This is a genomic window from Micromonospora sp. NPDC047738, assembly GCF_040642675.1.
Classification (GTDB): Bacteria; Actinomycetota; Actinomycetes; order Mycobacteriales; family Micromonosporaceae; genus Micromonospora.
The window spans coordinates 125,637-143,078 of sequence record NZ_JBEYSO010000016.1 but is presented as its reverse complement, the minus strand read 5'-3'; the positions used below and the strand labels follow the sequence as shown (position 1 = coordinate 143,078).

The 17,442-nt window shown below is 74.9% G+C and carries 7 protein-coding genes; 5 read left to right on the top strand and 2 right to left on the bottom strand.

Annotated features, from left to right (window positions below; genetic code table 11):
• Window positions 1-50: 50 nt before the first annotated feature.
• The 5 genes from ABZ783_RS23695 to ABZ783_RS23675 all read left to right on the top strand — a co-directional run bounded on the left by ABZ783_RS23695 (window position 51) and on the right by ABZ783_RS23675 (window position 14,775).
• On the top strand, window positions 51-6,557 hold the full coding sequence (locus tag ABZ783_RS23695; RefSeq protein ID WP_357441842.1) for an amino acid adenylation domain-containing protein: 6,507 nt from the start codon (window positions 51-53) through the stop codon (window positions 6,555-6,557).
• Window positions 6,554-11,677 (top strand): amino acid adenylation domain-containing protein, encoded by a 5,124-nt coding sequence (locus ABZ783_RS23690; protein WP_357441799.1) that lies wholly within the window; start codon window positions 6,554-6,556, stop codon window positions 11,675-11,677. Before ABZ783_RS23695 ends, ABZ783_RS23690 begins: the two co-directional genes overlap by 4 nt.
• A gap of 85 nt (window positions 11,678-11,762) precedes the next feature.
• Entirely contained in the window at window positions 11,763-12,881 is a 1,119-nt protein-coding gene (locus tag ABZ783_RS23685; RefSeq protein WP_357441797.1) for a saccharopine dehydrogenase NADP-binding domain-containing protein, read from the top strand.
• Entirely contained in the window at window positions 12,878-14,011 is a 1,134-nt protein-coding gene (locus tag ABZ783_RS23680) for a Gfo/Idh/MocA family oxidoreductase (protein ID WP_357441795.1), read from the top strand. The genes ABZ783_RS23685 and ABZ783_RS23680 overlap by 4 nt, the downstream gene beginning before the upstream one ends.
• Window positions 14,008-14,775 carry an alpha/beta fold hydrolase gene (locus ABZ783_RS23675; RefSeq protein ID WP_357441793.1) on the top strand — a complete coding sequence of 256 codons (768 nt, stop codon included), beginning with the start codon at window positions 14,008-14,010 and terminating at the stop codon, window positions 14,773-14,775. The genes ABZ783_RS23680 and ABZ783_RS23675 overlap by 4 nt, the downstream gene beginning before the upstream one ends.
• 7 nt (window positions 14,776-14,782) lie before the next feature.
• Here ABZ783_RS23675 and ABZ783_RS23670 read toward each other — a convergent pair whose 3' ends face one another.
• Both ABZ783_RS23670 and ABZ783_RS23665 read right to left on the bottom strand, forming a co-directional pair.
• Window positions 14,783-16,408 (bottom strand): AMP-binding protein, encoded by a 1,626-nt coding sequence (locus tag ABZ783_RS23670; RefSeq protein ID WP_357441792.1) that lies wholly within the window; start codon window positions 16,406-16,408, stop codon window positions 14,783-14,785.
• Entirely contained in the window at window positions 16,405-17,421 is a 1,017-nt protein-coding gene (locus ABZ783_RS23665; protein WP_357441791.1) for a methyltransferase, read from the bottom strand. The genes ABZ783_RS23670 and ABZ783_RS23665 overlap by 4 nt, the downstream gene beginning before the upstream one ends.
• Window positions 17,422-17,442: the final 21 nt, after the last annotated feature.

The window sequence follows — 17,442 nt, the reverse complement described above, 5'->3', positions numbered from 1 at the left end:
CGACATTGGACGTTGCCGTCGACACCGATCCAACCCTGACCCTCGACCGGATGCGCGAGGACGTCGCGGAGGCCCTCGAGTGCCCGCCGTCACTCGTCGGGGACGACGACGATCTGCTGGTGCTCGGCCTCGACTCGATCGCGGTCATGCGGCTGGCCAGCCGCTGGCACAGCCGAGGCGTCCCCGTCACCTTCAGCGAGCTCGTCGAGTGGCGCACCCTCGCACAGTGGTGGCAGCTGGTCGCGAAGCGTCATGCCGAGGCCCGCCCGGCGCAGCTGCCGCCGGTGGCCGTGGCTGAGTCCGCGCCGTTCGGCCTGGCCACGATGCAGCACGCGTACTGGATCGGCCGGGCGGACGGGCAGCCCCTGGGCGGCGTGGGCGCCCACTTCTACAACGAGTTCGACGGGTCCGGCGTCGAACCGGACCGGCTCGACGCCGCCGTCCGCGCCGTGCTGCACCGGCACGGCATGCTACGGGCGGAGTTCCACGCCGACGGCACCCAGCAGATCCGGCCGGAGAGCCCGTGGCCGGGCCTGACGGTGCACGACCTGCGTGAGCTGTCGCCGCGCCGGTGCGAGGAGGAGCTGGCGCGGCTGCGCCACCGGTTGTCCCACCGGCGGCTGCGGGTGGAGGAGGCGGAGACCTTCGACATCCAGCTGTCCCTGCTGCCCGGTGGTGCCACCCGGGTGCACGTGCACGTCGAGATGCTGGTCGCCGACGCCCACAGCTTCCGGCTCATCCTGTCGGACCTGGCGGCCTTCTACCGGAACCCGGACCGGCAGGTGGCCCCCGTGGGCCTCAGCTATCCCGCGTACCTGGCCACCATCGCCGCCCGGCCCGACGCGGCTCGGGACCGGGCCCGCGAGTACTGGCGCGAGCGGCTGGCCACGCTGCCCGGCCCGCCCCAACTGCCGACGGCCGTCGACCCGGCCACCGTGCAGGGCCACCGGGTGGTCCGCCGGTACCACTGGCTGACCCCGGAGCAGCAGGCGGAACTGGGACGGCGCTCGGCGGCGGCGGGAGTCACCCTGTCGATGGTGTTCCTCACCGCCTTCGCCGAGGTGCTGGCCGCTTGGAGCAGCAGCGGCCGGTTCGTGCTGAACCTGCCGATGTACGACCGGCGCCCCGTCCATCCCGAAGTCGGCGCGGTGGTCGGCGACTTCACCAACCTGATTCTGCTGGAGATCGACACGACCGGCCCGGCCGGCTTCGTCGACCTCGTCCGCCGGCACCAGGACCGGCTGCGCAGCGACGCCGGCCACTCGGCGTACAGCGGAGTCGACGTGCTGCGCGACCTGTCCCGCGCCCGGACCGGCCAGCCCGTCGGCGCGCCCGTCGTGTTCACCAGCGCGCTGAACCTCGGCGAGCTGTTCGACGCAGACGTCCGTGACTGCTTCGGCCCGCCCGGCTGGACCATGTCCCAGACGCCCCAGGTCTGGCTCGACTACCAGATCACGGAGCGCGAGGACGGCCTCTATCTCAACTGGGACGTCGTGGACGAGCTGTTCCCCGACGGGTTCGTCGACGACATGTTCGCCGCCTATCTGGGAATCGTCGACTGGCTGCTCGACCCGGCCACGGACTGGTCCCGGCGCGCCCCGATCGCGCTGCCCGCCCGCACCCTGGCCGCGCGGGCGGCGGCCAACGACACCGCCGGCCCCACCGACGACAGGACGCTGCACCACGACGTCTTCGCCTGGGCAGCCCGCGAGCCCGACCGCCCGGCCGTGCTGCCCGGACCGGACCAGGCGGGCGTGCTCACGTACGGCGAACTGGCGGGCCGGGCGCAGGCACTGGCCGACGAGCTGACCGCCCGCGGCCTGGCCCCCGGCGACGCCGTCGCCGTCACCCTGCCGAAGGGCCCCGACCAGATCGTGGCGGTGCTCGGCGTGCTGCGCGCCGGCGGCGTGTACGTGCCGATCGGCGTCGACCAGCCCGACGCCCGGCGCGAGCTGATCCGGGCCGCCGCCGGGGTCCGGCTCACCGTCACCACCGCCGGGGCCGCGGCCGGGTCGCCCGCCGACTCCTCGACGATGCTCACCGTCCCCGCCACCGGCGTGCCGTTGCGTGATGACGCGCTGGCGGTCGACCCCGAGCAGGACGCCTACCTGCTGTTCACCTCCGGCTCCACCGGTGTGCCGAAGGGGGTGCGGGTGCCCCACCGGGCGGCCCGGAACACCCTCGACGACCTCGTGCGGCGGTTCGCGATCGGCCCGGACGACCGCGTTCTGGCGGTCTCGGCCCTCGACTTCGACCTGTCCGTGTTCGACATGTTCGCCCTGCTTGGCGCGGGTGGCGCCGTCGTCACCGTCACCGAGGACACCCGCCGCGACCCGGCCGCCTGGCTGCGCCTGGTCCACGAGCACCGGGTGACGGTCTGGCAGTCCGTCCCGGCCGTGCTCGACCTGCTGCTGACCCAGGCCGAGACCGAGGCGTCGGACGCGGTCGGGGAGAGCCCGCTGCCGCTGCGGCTCGCCGTGCTCGGCGGCGACCGGGTCGGCCTCGACCTGGCCGGCCGGCTGGCCAGGCTGGCCCCGGCCAGCCGGCTGTACGGCCTCGGCGGCACCACCGAGACGGCGATCCACTCCACCGTGCAGCCCGCCCCCGTCGACCCGCCGCCGCACTGGCGGTCGGTGCCCTACGGCGTGCCGTTGCGCAACCAGCTCATGCGGGTCGTCGACGAGCACGGCCGGGACCGGCCGGACTGGGTACCCGGCGAGCTCTGGATCGGCGGGCGCTCGGTCGCCGCCGGCTACGCGGGCGACCCGCAGCGGACCGCCGACCGGTTCGTGGAGCACGCCGGGCAGCGCTGGTACCGCACGGGCGACCTGGCCCGGTACTGGCCCGACGGCACAGTGGACTTCCTCGGGCGCACCGACTTCCAGGTCAAGATCCGGGGACACCGGATCGAGCTGGGCGAGATCGAAGCCGTGCTGGAACGCGACCCGGACGTCTCCCGGGCGGTTGCCCAGGTCGTCGAGCGAGACACCCTCGCCGCCGCCGTCACCGTCACCCGGACCGGGGTCGACCCCCAGTCGATCCGCCAGCGCGCCGCCGAACAGCTTCCGCCCTACATGGTGCCGGCCGTCGTGGTGGTCCTCGACGCGTTCCCGCTGTCGGCCAACGGCAAGATCGACCGCGCCCGGCTGCCCGAGCTGCTCGCCGCGCGACCCGCGGCCACCGGCACCGCGCCCCGCGGCGGCGTCGAGACCACCGTGGCCGCTCTGTGGTCGGAGCTGCTCGGCGTGCCCGAGGTACGCCGGGAGGACAACTTCTTCGCCCTCGGCGGCGACAGCCTGGTCGCCACCCGGCTGCTGGCCCGGCTGCGCGAGGCCGGCATCGCCCGCGCTGAACTGCACCATTTGTTCCACGCCCGCGACCTGGCCGGCTTCGCGGCGCGGCTGCACACCGAGGATACGGCCGGCGACGCGGGCACGCCCACCGAGCGGCGTGAGCTGACCGCCGACCGGGCCCACCGGCACGAGCCGTTCCCGCCCACGGACGTGCAGCGCGCGTACTGGCTGGGGCGCACCGACGACTTCGCGCTCGGCGGGGTCGGCTCCCACTGGTACTGGGAGTTCGACGGCCGGGACGTCGACCTCGACCGGCTGCGCCAGGCGGTCGACACGCTCATCGCCCGGCACGAGATGCTCCGCGCCGTCTTCGACGACAACGGCGACCAGCGGATCCTGCCGGAGGTGCCGCCGTTCACCATCACCGTGCGCGAGGGGCAGGAGCACCTGGCGACGCTGCGCGAGCAGCTGTCCCACCGCGTCCCCGACCCGTCCCGGTGGCCGCTGATCGACATCCAGGCCGTGCGTCACCCCGGCGGCACCCGCGTCGCGTTCAGCTTCGACTACATCGTGCTCGACGCGCTGAGCATCGTCATCTTCTTCTCCGAGCTGTCCACCCTCTACCGCGACCCCGGCGCCGAGCTGCGCCCGCTGGGGGTGTCGTTCCGCGACTATGTGCTCGGCGCGGCGCCGCCGCCGGAGGCGGTGGACCGGGCGGGGGCGTACTGGCGCGGACGCCTGGACGACATCGCCCCGGCCGCCGCGCTGCCGCTGGCCGTCGACCCCGACACCCTGGTCGCCCCGCGGTTCGTCCGCCGCGAGCGCAGCCTCACCCCCGAGCAGTGGGCGGCGATCACCCGCCGCGCCCGCGACCACCGGCTCACCCCGGCCGCGGTCCTCGCCACCGCGTACGCCGAGGTGCTCAGCGCGTACAGCGGGCAGGACGAGCTGACGCTGAACCTGACCATGTTCCAGCGCCACGACGTGCACCCGGACATCGGCGCGATCCTCGGCGATTTCACCTCGCTGGTCCTGGTCGGCTACCGGGGGGACGCGGGCGAGCCATGGCGGGAGACCGCCCACCGGTTCCAGCAGGACCTGTGGGCCGGGCTGGAACACAACGACGTCTCCGCCCTGTGGGTGCTGCGGGAGTTGGCGCGCCGGCGCAACAGCGGCACGGTCAGCATGCCGATCGTGTTCACCAGCGCGCTCGGCGTGGCCGCGGACCTGGTCAACATGCGGTTCCCGTTCGGCGAGCTGACCTGGGGCATCTCGCAGACCCCGCAGGTGTGGCTGGACAACCAGGTCATGGAACGCGACGGCGGGCTGACCTTCAACTGGGACAGCGTCGACGAGCTGTTCCCCGACGGGCTGCTCGACGCCATGTTCGACGCCTACCACCGGCTGCTGTGCTGGCTCGCCGAGGGCGAGTGGGACCGGCCGCTGCCGGACATGCTGCCGCCGGCGCAGCGTGCCGTCCGGGCCGCCGTCAACGCCACCGATGCCCCGGCGCCCGGGCACACCCTGCACGAGCCGTTCTTCGCCCACGCCGCCCGCGACCCCGACCGGCTCGCGGTCGCGTACGGTGAGACATCGATCAGCTACGGCGAGCTGGCCGCACGGGCGCTGCGGATCGCCGGGGCGCTGCTACGCGCCGGGGTGGAACCGGGCGACGCGGTCGCCGTCACCCTGCCCCGCGGGCCGGAACAGGTCGCCGCGGTGCTCGGCGTGCTGGCCGCCGGCGCGTCGTACGTGCCCGTCAGTGTCGACCAGCCCGCCGCCCGCCGCGATCGGATCTACGCCAAGGCGCAGGTGACCGCCGTGGTGGGCCGCGCCGGCGCGCACCACCTGCCCACAGTGGCCCCCGACGTGGACGGGCCGCCGCTGCGCGGGCCGGTGACGGTCGCCGCGAACGCGCTGGCCTACACGATCTTCACCTCCGGCTCCACCGGGGAGCCCAAGGGGGTGGAGATCACCCACCGGGCTGCCGTCAACACGGTGACCGACGTCAACTCCCGGTACGGGGTCGGCCCGGAGGACCGCGTGCTGGCGGTCTCCGCGCTGGACTTCGACCTGTCCGTCTACGACGTGTTCGGGCTGCTCGCCGCCGGTGGGGCGCTGGTCGTGCTGGCCGACGAGGACCGCCGGGAGGCCCGCCGCTGGGCGTGGCTGGCCCACCGGTGGCGGGTGACCGTCTGGAACTCGGTGCCCGCGCTGTTGGACATGCTGCTCGTGGCGGCCGGCGAGCACCCGCCGGCCGGCCTGCGGCTGGCCCTGGTCTCCGGTGACTGGGTGGGCCTCGACCTGCCGGGCCGGCTGGCACGGGCCGCCCCGCACGCCCGGTTCGTCGCCCTCGGCGGCGCCACCGAGGCCGCGATCTGGTCCAACGCGTGCGAGGTCGCGGCGGTGCCGGAGCACTGGCGCTCCATCCCGTACGGCCGCCCGCTGCGCAACCAGCGCTACCGAGTGACCGACTCGCGTGGCCGGGACTGCCCGGACTGGGTGCCCGGGGAGCTGCGCATCGGCGGCGCCGGGGTGGCGCTGGGCTACCGCAACGCCCCCGAGCTGACCGCCCGGCAGTTCGGCGTCGACGACGAGGGCCGGCGCTGGTACCGCACCGGCGACCTCGGCCGGTACTGGCCGGACGGGACGCTGGAGTTCCTCGGCCGGGTCGACTTCCAGGTCAAGGTGCGCGGGCACCGCATCGAGCTGGGCGAGATCGAGGCCAACGCCGAGGCCCACCCGCTCGTCGGGCGGGCGGTGGCGCTGGTCGTCGGCCAGGCGCCGGCACAGCACATCGGCCTCGCCGTCGTACCCGCCACCGAAGGTACGGAGCCGGACCTGGCCGGCTGGCTGGCCGAGCGACTGCCCGCGTACATGGTGCCCGAATACGTCGTGACGCTGGACCGGCTGCCGCTGACCGCCAACGGCAAGGTCGACCGCCAGCGGCTCGGGACACTGCTGCGCGCCGACCCGCTCGACGACACGGCCGAGCCGCCCAAGGGGCCCACCGAGGAACTCCTCGCCGGGCTCTGGTCGCAGCTGCTCGACCAGCCGGTCGACGACCGCCGGCACAGCTTCTTCGCCCTGGGCGGAGACAGCCTGCTGGCCACCCGCCTGCTCGAGACGCTGCGCCAGCGGCTCGGCGTGGACATGACATTGCGACAACTGTTCGCCGTACCCGCGCTCGCCCAGCTCGCGGCCGCCGTCGACGAGCAGCTCCGTGCGTCGGCCAACGACGACGTCGAGGAAGGTGTCATATGAGCAACGACCCCCGCATCCCCGTCGAGCGGCTGGTCACCGACCTCGAACGGGCCGGACTGCGGCTGTGGGCCGAGGACGGCACGCTGAAGTTCCGCGCGCCCGCCGGCTTCATGACCGACGAGCGGCGCGCGCAACTGCGGGCCCGCCGCGACGAGATTCTCGCCCACCTGGCCAACGGCCGGCTGCCGCGGGTCGTGCCGGATCAGGAGCACCGCCACGACCCGTTCCCGGTGACGGAGGTGCAGTCGGCGTACCTGCTGGGCCGCGGCTCCACCTTCGCCTACGGCGGCGTCGCCTGCCACGGCTACGGCGAGCTGCACTACCCGGACCTGGACCCGGAGCGGATGACCCGCGCCTGGCGGGCGCTCATCGCCCGGCACGACATGCTCCGAGCTGTGATCGACATCGACGGCTCCCAGCGGGTGCTGCCGCACGTCGACGACTACCACGTCGCCGTACACGACCTGCGCGGGCGCGAACGCGGCGAGTTCGACCGCGGGGTGGCCGAGGTGCGGGCCGAGATGGACCACCGGGTGTTCCGGCCCGACGCCTGGCCACTGTTCGAGGCACGCGTGACCCGCGGCGACGACGAGGCCGTGCTGCACGTCTCGGTGGACTTCCTCATCGCCGACTTCGTCAGCATCCAGATCATCCTCGACGAGCTGCACCACCTCTACCACGGCAACGAGCAGCTGCCCGCACTGGAGATCGGCTTCCGGGACTACCTGCAGGCCGAGCGGAACTGGACGGCGAGCCACCGAGAGGCCGACCGCGACTACTGGCTGCGCCGCGTGGACGACCTGCCACCCGGCCCAGAGCTGCCGCTGACCAGCCGCGCCCGGCAGACCGACGGCCGGTTCCGCCGGCTGGCCGCCACCCTGGAACCCGAGCTGTGGGAGGGGCTGCGCAAGCACGCCGGCCAGCACGACGTGAGCCCGTCCTGCGCGGTGCTCGCCGCGTACGCGCACGTCATCGCCGCGTGGAGCCGCCGCCCCACGTTCACCCTGAACGTCACGCTGCTCAACCGGCTGCCCCTGCACCCCCAGGTGCCCGCCGTCGTCGGCGACTTCACCGGGGTGGAACTGCTCGCGGTCGGCCAGAGCGGGGCGGAGACCTTCGACCGCTGGGCCCGGGCCGTACAGGCCCAGCTCTGGCAGGACATGGACCACCGGGCGTTCTCCGGCATCGAGGTGATGCGGGAGATCACCCGCCGACGCGGCGCCGACGCGGCGCTGTTCCCCGTCGTCTTCACCAGCGCGATCGGCCTGGGCGAAGCCGGCGCCCCGGCCGCGGCGTCGCACGGGCGGCTCGGCTACGGCATCAGCCAGACCCCGCAGGTCGTCATCGACTGCCAGAACTCCGAGCGCGACGGCGGGCTGTCGACCAACTGGGACGTGCGCGATGGCGTGCTGCCCGACGGAGTCGCCGAGGACATGTTCGCCGCGTTCGAGCAGCTGCTGCGCCAGCTCGCCACCGACGACCAGGCGTGGCAGCGGGTTCCGTCGAGCCTGCTGCCGCAGCGGCAGCGGCGTCGCCGCGAGGAGGTCAACGCCACCGCCGCCCCGCTGACCCGCGCCCGCCTGCACGACGCGGTTTTCGCCCAGGCCCGACGGACCCCGGACGCCCCGGCGGTCATCCACGGCACGGCCACGCTCAGCTACGCCGACCTGGCCGCCCGCGCCACCGGCGTCGCCGCCCGGCTCGTCGAGTCGGGCTGCGTACCCGGCGACCTCGTCGGGGTGACCCTGGAACGCGGCCCGGGGCAGGTCGTGGCCGTCCTCGGCGCGCTGCTCGCCAGCGCCGTGTACGTGCCGGTGGACACCGTGCAACCCGCGGCCCGGCGCGAGACGATCCTCACCGGTGCGGGCGTGCGGTACGTGCTGACCTCCCGCGACCTGGCCGCCGGGCCCTGGCCGCCCGGGGTCGTCGTCGTGGCGCTGGAAGAGGTGCCGCCGGCCGACCCGCCCCGCGAACCGGGCGGGGCGCGGCCCGAGGACCTGGCGTACGTCATCCACACCTCGGGCTCCACCGGGACGCCGAAGGGGGTCATGATCACCCACGAGGCGGCGCTGAACACCGTCCTCGACATCAACGCCCGGTTCGCCGTCGGCGAGCGAGACCGGGTGCTCGGCCTGTCCCAGCTCGGCTTCGACCTGTCGGTCTACGACATCTTCGGCCCGCTGTCCGTGGGCGGGGCCTTGGTCGTCCCCGACGCCGAGCGGCGCGCGGACCCGTCGCACTGGGCCGACCTGGTGGCCACCCACGGGGTGACCGTGTGGAACTCCGTTCCCGCCCAGCTCCAGATGCTCTCCGGGTACCTCGGGGTGGCCGGCACCGCGTTGCCCACCCTGCGGCTGGCGATGCTCTCCGGCGACTGGATCCCGGTGGCCCTGCCCGACCAGATCCGCGCCCAGGTGCCCGGCCTCAGCGTGGTGAGCCTCGGCGGGGCGACGGAGGCGTCCATCTGGTCGATCCACTACCCCGTCGGGGCGGTCGGCGAGGACTGGGCCAGCATCCCGTACGGTCGGCCGCTGGCCAACCAGACCTTCCACGTACTCGACCCGCTGTTGCGGCCCTGCCCCGACTGGGTGACCGGGGAGCTGTACATCGGCGGCGCCGGCCTCGCGCGCGGCTACCTGCACGACCCCGAGCGCACGGCGGAGCGGTTCATCGTGCACCCCGTCACCGGCGAGCGCCTGTACCACACGGGCGACCTGGGCCGGTACCTGCCCGACGGCGACATCGAGTTCCTTGGCCGGGAGGACCAGCAGGTCAAGATCCGCGGCCACCGGATCGAACTGGCCGAGATCGAGACGGCCCTGCAGAGCCATCCGGACGTCGCCGCGGCGGCGGTGCTGGTCGCGGGCGACCAGCCGCTGGAGCGTACGCTCGTCGCCTTCGCGCAGCCCGCCGCCGCGACGCCGCCGGCCGGCGACGTAGCCGACCTGGAGGCAGTCGCGGCCCGGGCCGGCGACGCCGCGCTCGCCGGCATCGACCCGGACCGCTACCTGGAGTACGCCCACCGGCTCGACCAGGTGGCCCTGCCCGCCATGCTGGACACCTTCCGCCGCGCAGGCATGTTCGCCTCGCCCGACGACCGCCACACCGCCGCCGAGATCGTGGCCGCCACGGACGCCGCGCCCCGGCACCACCGGCTGCTGCGCCGCTGGCTCGCCGCCCTGGTCGCGGAGGGACTGCTCGCCGTCGACGGCGACCGCTACCGGCTGGCCGGCGCCGTCAGACCCGACGCGCTCGACGCCGCGTGGGCCGCGGTCGAGGCGGCGGCGGTGCCGGGCGAGGAGCGCCTGCTGGACTACTTCCGGGCCAGCATCCGCCACCTGCCAGCCCTGCTGCGCGGCGACGAGGACCCGCTCCGGCTGCTCTTCCCCGAGGGCCGGCTGGACGTCTCCCAGCAACTCTACGAGGAGGCGGTGTTCAACCGCTGGGCCAACCAGGCCGCCGGTGCCGTCGTGGCGGACCTCGGCGCCCGCCGCCGGCACCCCGGCCCGCTGCGCGTGCTGGAGGTCGGCGCGGGTGGCGGCGGCACCACCGCCGCGGTGCTCGACGCGCTCGCCGGGCAGGACATCGACTACCTGTGCACCGACCTGTCGCCCTACTTCGCGGGGCAGTCGCAGGCCCGCTTCGCCGACGTGCCCGGCGTCCGGTTCGGCCTGTACGACCTGGACGCCGACCCCACTGAGCAGGGCCTCGCGCCCAACTCCTTCGACCTGGTCGTCGCCGGGGACGTGCTGCACGCCACCGCCGACGTCGACCGGGTCCTGGAACGGCTGCGCGGGCTGCTCGCCCCCGGCGGATGGCTGGTGGCCCTGGAGATGACCCGGGACCACTACCAGATCATGACGTCGCTGGAGCTGCTGGTCCGGCTCGACGACGCCACCGGAGACTTCACCGACGACCGCGCCGGGACCGAGACGGTCTTCCTCGCCCGCGACCGGTGGCGGGACATCCTCGACCGGGCGGGCGCCGACACGAGCGTCTGCCTGCCGGCGGAAGGCACCTTCGTCGGGCGGATGGGCATGTGCGTGCTCGCCGCCCGGTTCAAGGCCGACCGCGCACCCGCGCACCCCCGGGCCCTCACCGATCACCTGCGCGCCCGGCTGCCCGAGTACATGGTGCCCGGCACCGTGGAAATCCTCGACGAGCTACCGGTCACCGACAACGGCAAGATCGACCGCCGGTCCCTCGCGGGACGGCTGGGCCGCCGGCACGGCGGTACCCGGGCCGGACTGCCCGGCGCGGCACCCGAGACCGAGCTCGAACGGCACCTCGTCGCGTTGTGGAGCGAGGCCCTGGGCACGCCGGTCGGGCGCGACGGCAACCTGTTCGAGCTGGGCGGGGACTCGCTGGTCGCCGCCCAGCTGGCCGGGCGCATCATCGAGGAACTGCCGCCGGCCCGCACGCTGTTCTTCGACGAGGTGCTGCGCAACCTGCTCGAACTGGCCACCGTGGCCCGGCTCGCGCAGTGGTTGACCACCGCCGCGGAGGCCGGAGAGCAGCCACACGAGACGGGCCAGGAGCGGCCGGCCGAGCTGCTCGTCGCCGTGCACGCCGAGGGCACCGGCGTACCCCGGATCTTCCTGCCCGACGAGTCGGGGTCGCTCGACGGGGTCGCGCCGCTCGCCGCGGCGCTGCGCCCCGCCGCCCCCGCCTGGGTGTTCACCGGCGCGGGGCTGGAGCTGCTGCCCTCGGTGGACAACGCCGCCGCCGCGTACGCCCAGGCGGTCGTCGACGCCGACCTGGCCCAGGTGGAATTGCTCGCCCACGGACCGATGGCGGTCCTCGCCGTCGAGGTGGCACGCAACCTGACCGAACGCGGGGTGCTCGTCGAGGGGCTGCGCCTGGTCGCCGGCCACCGGCCCGGCCCGGGCGTCGCGGACGACCCCGCCACCCCGGTGCGCGACGCCCTCGCGCGCCACGAGCCAGCCATCTACGCCGGGGACATCACCCTGGTGCAGCCGGCGCGGGACGCGGAGATCGAGTTCTGGGAGGACCTGTGCCTCGGCAGCCTCGACGTGGTCGACACGGATCTGCCGGCGGAGCGGCTGCGCTGGTCGGCGGAGCCCGCCGCGCTGGCCGCCGCGCTGGACCCGGCGCGATGAGCCGCCCGGTGCCCCGCGGTCCCCAAGGGTCGCTTTCGGGGCCCGGCGGTTCCACAACACCGGGCGCGGTCGGCGAGGGCTCCCGGTGACCGGGCCGGCCCCCGTGGTGGGCGTCGTCGGCGCGGCCGGCGCGGTCGGCGCCGCCGCCGTGGCCGAGCTGCACCGTCGGGGCCGGCACGCGCTGCGCCTCGCCGGCCGCCGCCGCGCCCCCCTCGACGCGCTGTGCCACGGGCTCGCCGCCACCGGCGGTTCCCCGCCCACCGCCGAGGTCCTCGACATCGCCGACACCGACGCGCTGCACCGCTACTGCGCGGGCTGCGACGTCGTGCTCAACTGCGCCGGCCCGGCCTACCTAGTCGAGGACCGGGTGGCGCGGGCGGCGCTTGCCGCCGGCGCGGACTACGTCGACGCCGCTGGCGACGACGTTCTGTGGGAGCAGGCGCGGGCCCTGCTGGCGCGGGCGCCGGGGCGGACCGCCGTGATCTCCGCCGGCATGATGCCCGGCCTGAGCGCACTGCTACCCCGCTATCTCGCCGCCACCCTGCTGGACCCGCCGCGCGCGCTGCTCGGCTACCTCGGCGGTCGCGACCGGTTCACCGCCACCGCCGCCGCCGACTACCTGCGCGTGGGAGAGGGGTTCGGCCAGGCGGGGGCGGCGCTGACCGGGGGCGGGCGAGCGCGGCATCCGCTGCCCACCCGCACAGACGCCGAGCTGCCGTTCTTCCCGGAGCCGGCCACGGCCGTGCCGTATCTGAGCACCGAGCTGGAACGGGTGGCCCGGGTCCTGGGCGTCACCGACGCCACCTGGCACTCCGTCTTCGCCGGCCCGCACGTCGCGCAGGTGCTGCGGCAGCCCCCAGCCGGCGGGAACGCCCCCGAGGCACTGTGCCGCGCCGCCGAGCTGGACGCCTTCGGGCGCGCCACCTACCAGCTGATCGTCGTGGAGCTGACCACCGTCGCCGGTGCCGCGCACACCGTCGTGCTGCGCGGCGACAGTGCCAGCTCGCTCACCGGCGCGTTCGCGGCCGTCGCCGTGGCGGCGCTCACCGAGGGGACCCTGGCCGCCGGCCTGCACCACGCGGGGGAGGCGCTCGACCCGCAGCTCGCGGTAGACCTGCTTGCCGGCTCGGCCGCGGTGAGCGGCCTGACGGTGTTCGACGGCGAAGCCGCCCACGCCGGCGGCCACGTGGAGGAGGCACTTTGACGCAGCGTCCCCGGGTCGTCGTCTGCGGCGCCCGATTCGGCCAGGTCTACCTGGAGGCGTTCCGCAACCCCGACCTGCCCTTCGAGTTGGCCGGAGTGCTCGGCGCCGGCAGCGAACGCTCCCGCGCCTGCGCCCGCCGCTACGACGCGCCGCTGTACACGAACCCGGAGCAGCTGCCCGACGACATCGACATGGCGTGCGTGGTGATCCGGGGCGGCCTGCTCGGCGGCCGGGGTTCGGAACTGGCCCGCGCGCTCATGGCCCGCGGCATCCACGTGCTGCAGGAACACCCCCTGCACCACGACGAGCTGGCGGAGAACCTGCGCGCCGCCCGCCGGCACGGCGTCGTCTACCACCTGAACCCGTTCTATACCCACGTCGCCCCCGTACGCCGGTTCGTGGCGGCGGCGCAGGAGCTGACGCGGCGGCAGCGCCCGCTTTACGTCGACGCGGCGGCCGGGTTCCAGCTCGCCTACTCCCTGTTGGACATCCTCGGGCAGGCCCTCGGCGGGGTGCGGCCGTTCGCCTTCGGCGACCTGCCCGAGTCGGCCCCGCCGGTGCGCGCCGCGACCACCCTGGACATCCCGTTCCGCAGCCTCGACGGGGTGCTGGCGGGGGTACCCGCCACCCTGCGTGTCCAGAACCAGATGGACCCCGCCGACCCGGACAACTACGCCCACCTGATGCACCGGATCAGCATCGGCACGGAGGCCGGCAACCTGACCCTGGTCAACACCCACGGGCCGGTCGTCTGGTCCGCGCGCCCCGACTTCCCCCGCGAGGTCGCCGACCCGAACGCCGACCCGCACTACGCCACCATGCCGGACGACGCGCAGGCGCCCAGTGCCGTCGTGCTCGGACCGGACACCGTGCCGTCGTACCGGCACATCTTCCGCAGCCTGTGGCCGGCCGGCATCGCGCACGCCCTCACCGAGCTGCACCAGGCCGTCCGGGAACGGCAGGACCCGCTGCGCCGCGGCCAGTACCACCTGTCGCTGTGCAAGCTGTGGCAGGACCTGACGCTGCGGCTCGGGCCGCCGGAGCTGCTGTCGTCCACCCCGCCCCGGCCGCTGACCGACGACGACCTCAAGGCCATCGCCGCCGCCGGTGACGAGGCGGCGCGGCCGTGAGGGCGACCGTGGCGGCCGCGTCCTGGCTGCGCCGCTACCGGCCGCGTCCGGCCGCGACCCGCCGCCTGGTCTGCTTCCCGTACGCCAGCGGCAACGCGACCTTCTATCGACAGTGGGCCGTGCGGCTGTCCCCTGAGGTCGAGGTCGTCGCGGTGCAGTATCCCGGCCGGCTGGACCGCATCCACGAGCCGTGCGTGCGCGACATGGCCACCATGGTCGACGGGATCGTCGCCGCGCTGCAACCGCTGCTGGACACCGACTTCGCCCTGTTCGGCCACAGCATGGGCGCCGCCGTCGCGTACGAGGTGGCGCACCGGCTCGAACACGGCCTCGGCGTTTCGCCGCGCCGGCTGGTCGTCTCCGGCCGCCCGGCCCCGCAGCACCACCGGCCGGGCGTCAAGCACCTCGGCAGCGACCAGGAACTGTGGGACGAGCTGCGCCGCCTCGGCGGCACCACCGACGAGGCGCTGGCGCACCCGGAGTTGCGCAACGCACTCCTGCCCACGCTGCGGGCCGACTACCGCCTCGTCGAGACATACCGGCCCACCCTCGGCGCGCCGCTGTCGGTGCCGGTCACCGCGATCACCGGCGACGAGGACCCGGAGGCGCACGTGCCCGAGGTCGCCGACTGGCGGCGCTGCACCACCGGGGAATTCCAGCTCCGGGTGCTTCCCGGGCACCACTTCTATCTGATCGACCGGCAGGCCGAGGTGCTCGACCACGTCAGCGAGGCGCTCGGGTTGCCCGCCGGCCAGCCCCGCTGACCGCAGGTCACGTCGCCGCCGGCACCCCCGCCGGTCGGGCATCCGTCGCCGGCACGCCGAGGCCGAGCCGGCCGGCGAGGTAGTCCTGCCACATGAGCCGGCGGCGCGGCTTGCCGCTGCTCGTGCGCGCCACCGCGCCCACCGGCACGACCACCGGCTCCACCGGCACCCCCTCCGCGGCGGCGGTGGCCGCGTCGCACGCCGCCGGCAGCCAGCCCGGCTCGGGCCGGGCCAGCAGCAGGACCACCCGAGGCGTGTCGCCGACCTGCCCGAGCAGGGCCGTGATCCGCCCGGCCGGCGCCCCGCAGGCCGAAACCGCCGCCGCCTCGACGTCCTCGGCGAGCAGCATCCGGCCGCGCACCTTGACGCCGTCGCCGAGGCGGCCCAGCACGAACAGCTCCCCGCTGTCGAGGAAACCCGCATCGCCGGTGCGCACCTCGCCAGCGAGCAGCCGGGTGCCGCTGACGGTGCGGTCCGCGACCGCCGGCAGGTAGCCCGCCGCCACGGACGGGCCGCGCACCACGATCTCGCCGACCACGCCGTCGGGAACGGCTCGGCCGTCGTCGTCCACCACCGTCACCCGCGCGCCGGCGAGCGGGCGTCCGCAGCCCACCACCTCGCCCCGGTCGACGGTGGCGGTGCGCCAGCCGGTGTCCAGCGGCACGCCAGTCACCGACAGCGTTGCCTCGGCCAGCCCGTACGCGGGCAGCAGCGCCTCGCGGCGTAGTCCGTGCGGAGCGGCGAAGCGGGCGAACTCCGCCAGCAGCGCCGGCGGGATCCGCTCCGCGCCGACGATCACCGCCCGCCAGGCCGAGAAGTCCATCCCGGCCAGCGCCTCGCGGGGCACCCGCCGGACGATGTGGTCCAGTCCGAAGGCCGGCATCGCGGTCAGCCGGGCGCCGCGCCGGCCGAAGCACTCCAGGTAGCGCAGCGGCCGGCGGACGAAGTCGCCCGGCGACATCAGCCACAGGTCCGACCCCGTGGCCACGGGCGCCAGGAGGCAGCCCACCAGGCCCATGTCGTGGTGCACGGGCAACCAGGAGGCGGTCGGGTCGTCGGGCGTCATCCGCAGCCACCGCTGGATGCCGGCGACGGTGGCCGCCAGCGCCGGATGGGGCACGCGCACCCCGCGCACCCGGCCGCTGCTGCCCGAGGTGAACTGCACCAGCGCCAGCCCGGCCGGCCGGGGCGTCGGCGCCCAGCGGCCGTCGGCGGCGGCGAGCAACTCCTCGCCGTCGTGCGCGGGCACGCCCGCCTCGGCGCACACGTCGGCCACCAGGGACAGCGCGGGGTCGTGCACGACCAGCCGCGGCGTGCTGGCCCCCAGCACGCCGCGCAGGTGCTCGGCCCAGCGTGCCCGGTCCCCAAAGGGCGGCGGTGGCGCCACCGGCGAGGCGGCGGCGCCGGCCAGCATGGTGCCGAACAGCAGCCCCACGAACCGGGGGCCGGTGGTCTCCACGATCGACACCACGTCGCCCGCGCCCACCCCGGCGCCGCGCAACACCCCCGCATACCGGCGCACGAGGTCCGCCAGCTCGGCGTACGACCACAGCCGCCACGACCCGTCGGGCTCGGCGAACCGGATGCCGCGCCGGTCGTCGGGCCGGTCCAGCCAGCCGAGCGGACCGGTCACGCGGGCGCCGCCTCGATGATCGGGAACATGGGGGTGGAGACGTTGCGGACCAGCCGTAGCCCGGCCCGGCCCAGCAGTTCGCCCTGCTGCTCGAGGGTCCGCGCGCCGCCCGCGGTGAGGGTGTGCATGAGCAGGTCCATGCGGCGCGCCAGGGTCGGCACCTCGGCGTCCTGCCGTCCGGCCTCCATGACGAACAGCCGGCTGTGCGGCGTCATCGCGGCCCGGACCCGGCCGAGAATGCCCACCACCTCGTCGTCGCTCCAGCTGTAGAGGATGCGCTTGAGCACGTACGCGTCGCCGCCGGGCGGAATCGGCCCCTCCAGGAAGCTGCCCGGCACCACCTCCACCCGGTCGGCGACCCCTGCCGCGGCCAGGACCTCGGGGGCGTTGGCCACGACGCCCGGCAGGTCGAACAGCACGCCCCGGGCGCCCCGGACCCGGCGCAGCAGGCTGGCCAGGAAACCGCCGTTGCCGCCGCCGACGTCCACGATGCTGGCGAAGCGCCGCCAGTCGCAGGCCCGCAGCACCGCCAGCAGCTCCATGCCGGTGACCCCGCTCATCACCTTGTCGAACGCTTCCCCGTCCTCGGGTTGGGCGCTCAGGTGCTCCCACATGGACCGGCCGTGCACCACGTCGAACGCGGGCCCGCCGGTGCGGATCGACTCGGCGAGCCCCTCCATCGCCCGGGTACACGCCACGGGCGACAGGAAGATGTCCCGCGCCGAGTACGGGTGCCCCTCGCGCAGCAGGTCCGACAGCGGGGTCAGCGCCACGCCATCCGGCTCCACCAGCTCGAACAGCTCCCGGGTCGCCAGGTACTCCAGCGTCTTGCGGAGGGTGGGCTCGTGGGTCCCGGTCACCCGGGCCAGCCGGGACATCGGCACCGGCCCGTCCACCAGATGGTCGGCCACGCCGAGCAGGCAGACTGCCCGGATGGTGTACGGCAGGAGGTAGTCACCGAGTTCGAGGAGCTTGAAGATCGACTCGGCGTCAATGGTGCGCCTGGTGCCCAAGGGTGTCTCCGTCCCTTCGCG

Bases quoted from the DNA above. Each gene is read 5' to 3' on its own strand.
- ABZ783_RS23695 (WP_357441842.1), top strand. From the start codon at position 51: ATGCGCGAGGACGTCGCGGAGGCCCTCGAGTGCCCGCCGTCACTCGTC.
- ABZ783_RS23690 (WP_357441799.1), top strand. From the start codon at position 6,554: ATGAGCAACGACCCCCGCATCCCCGTCGAGCGGCTGGTCACCGACCTC.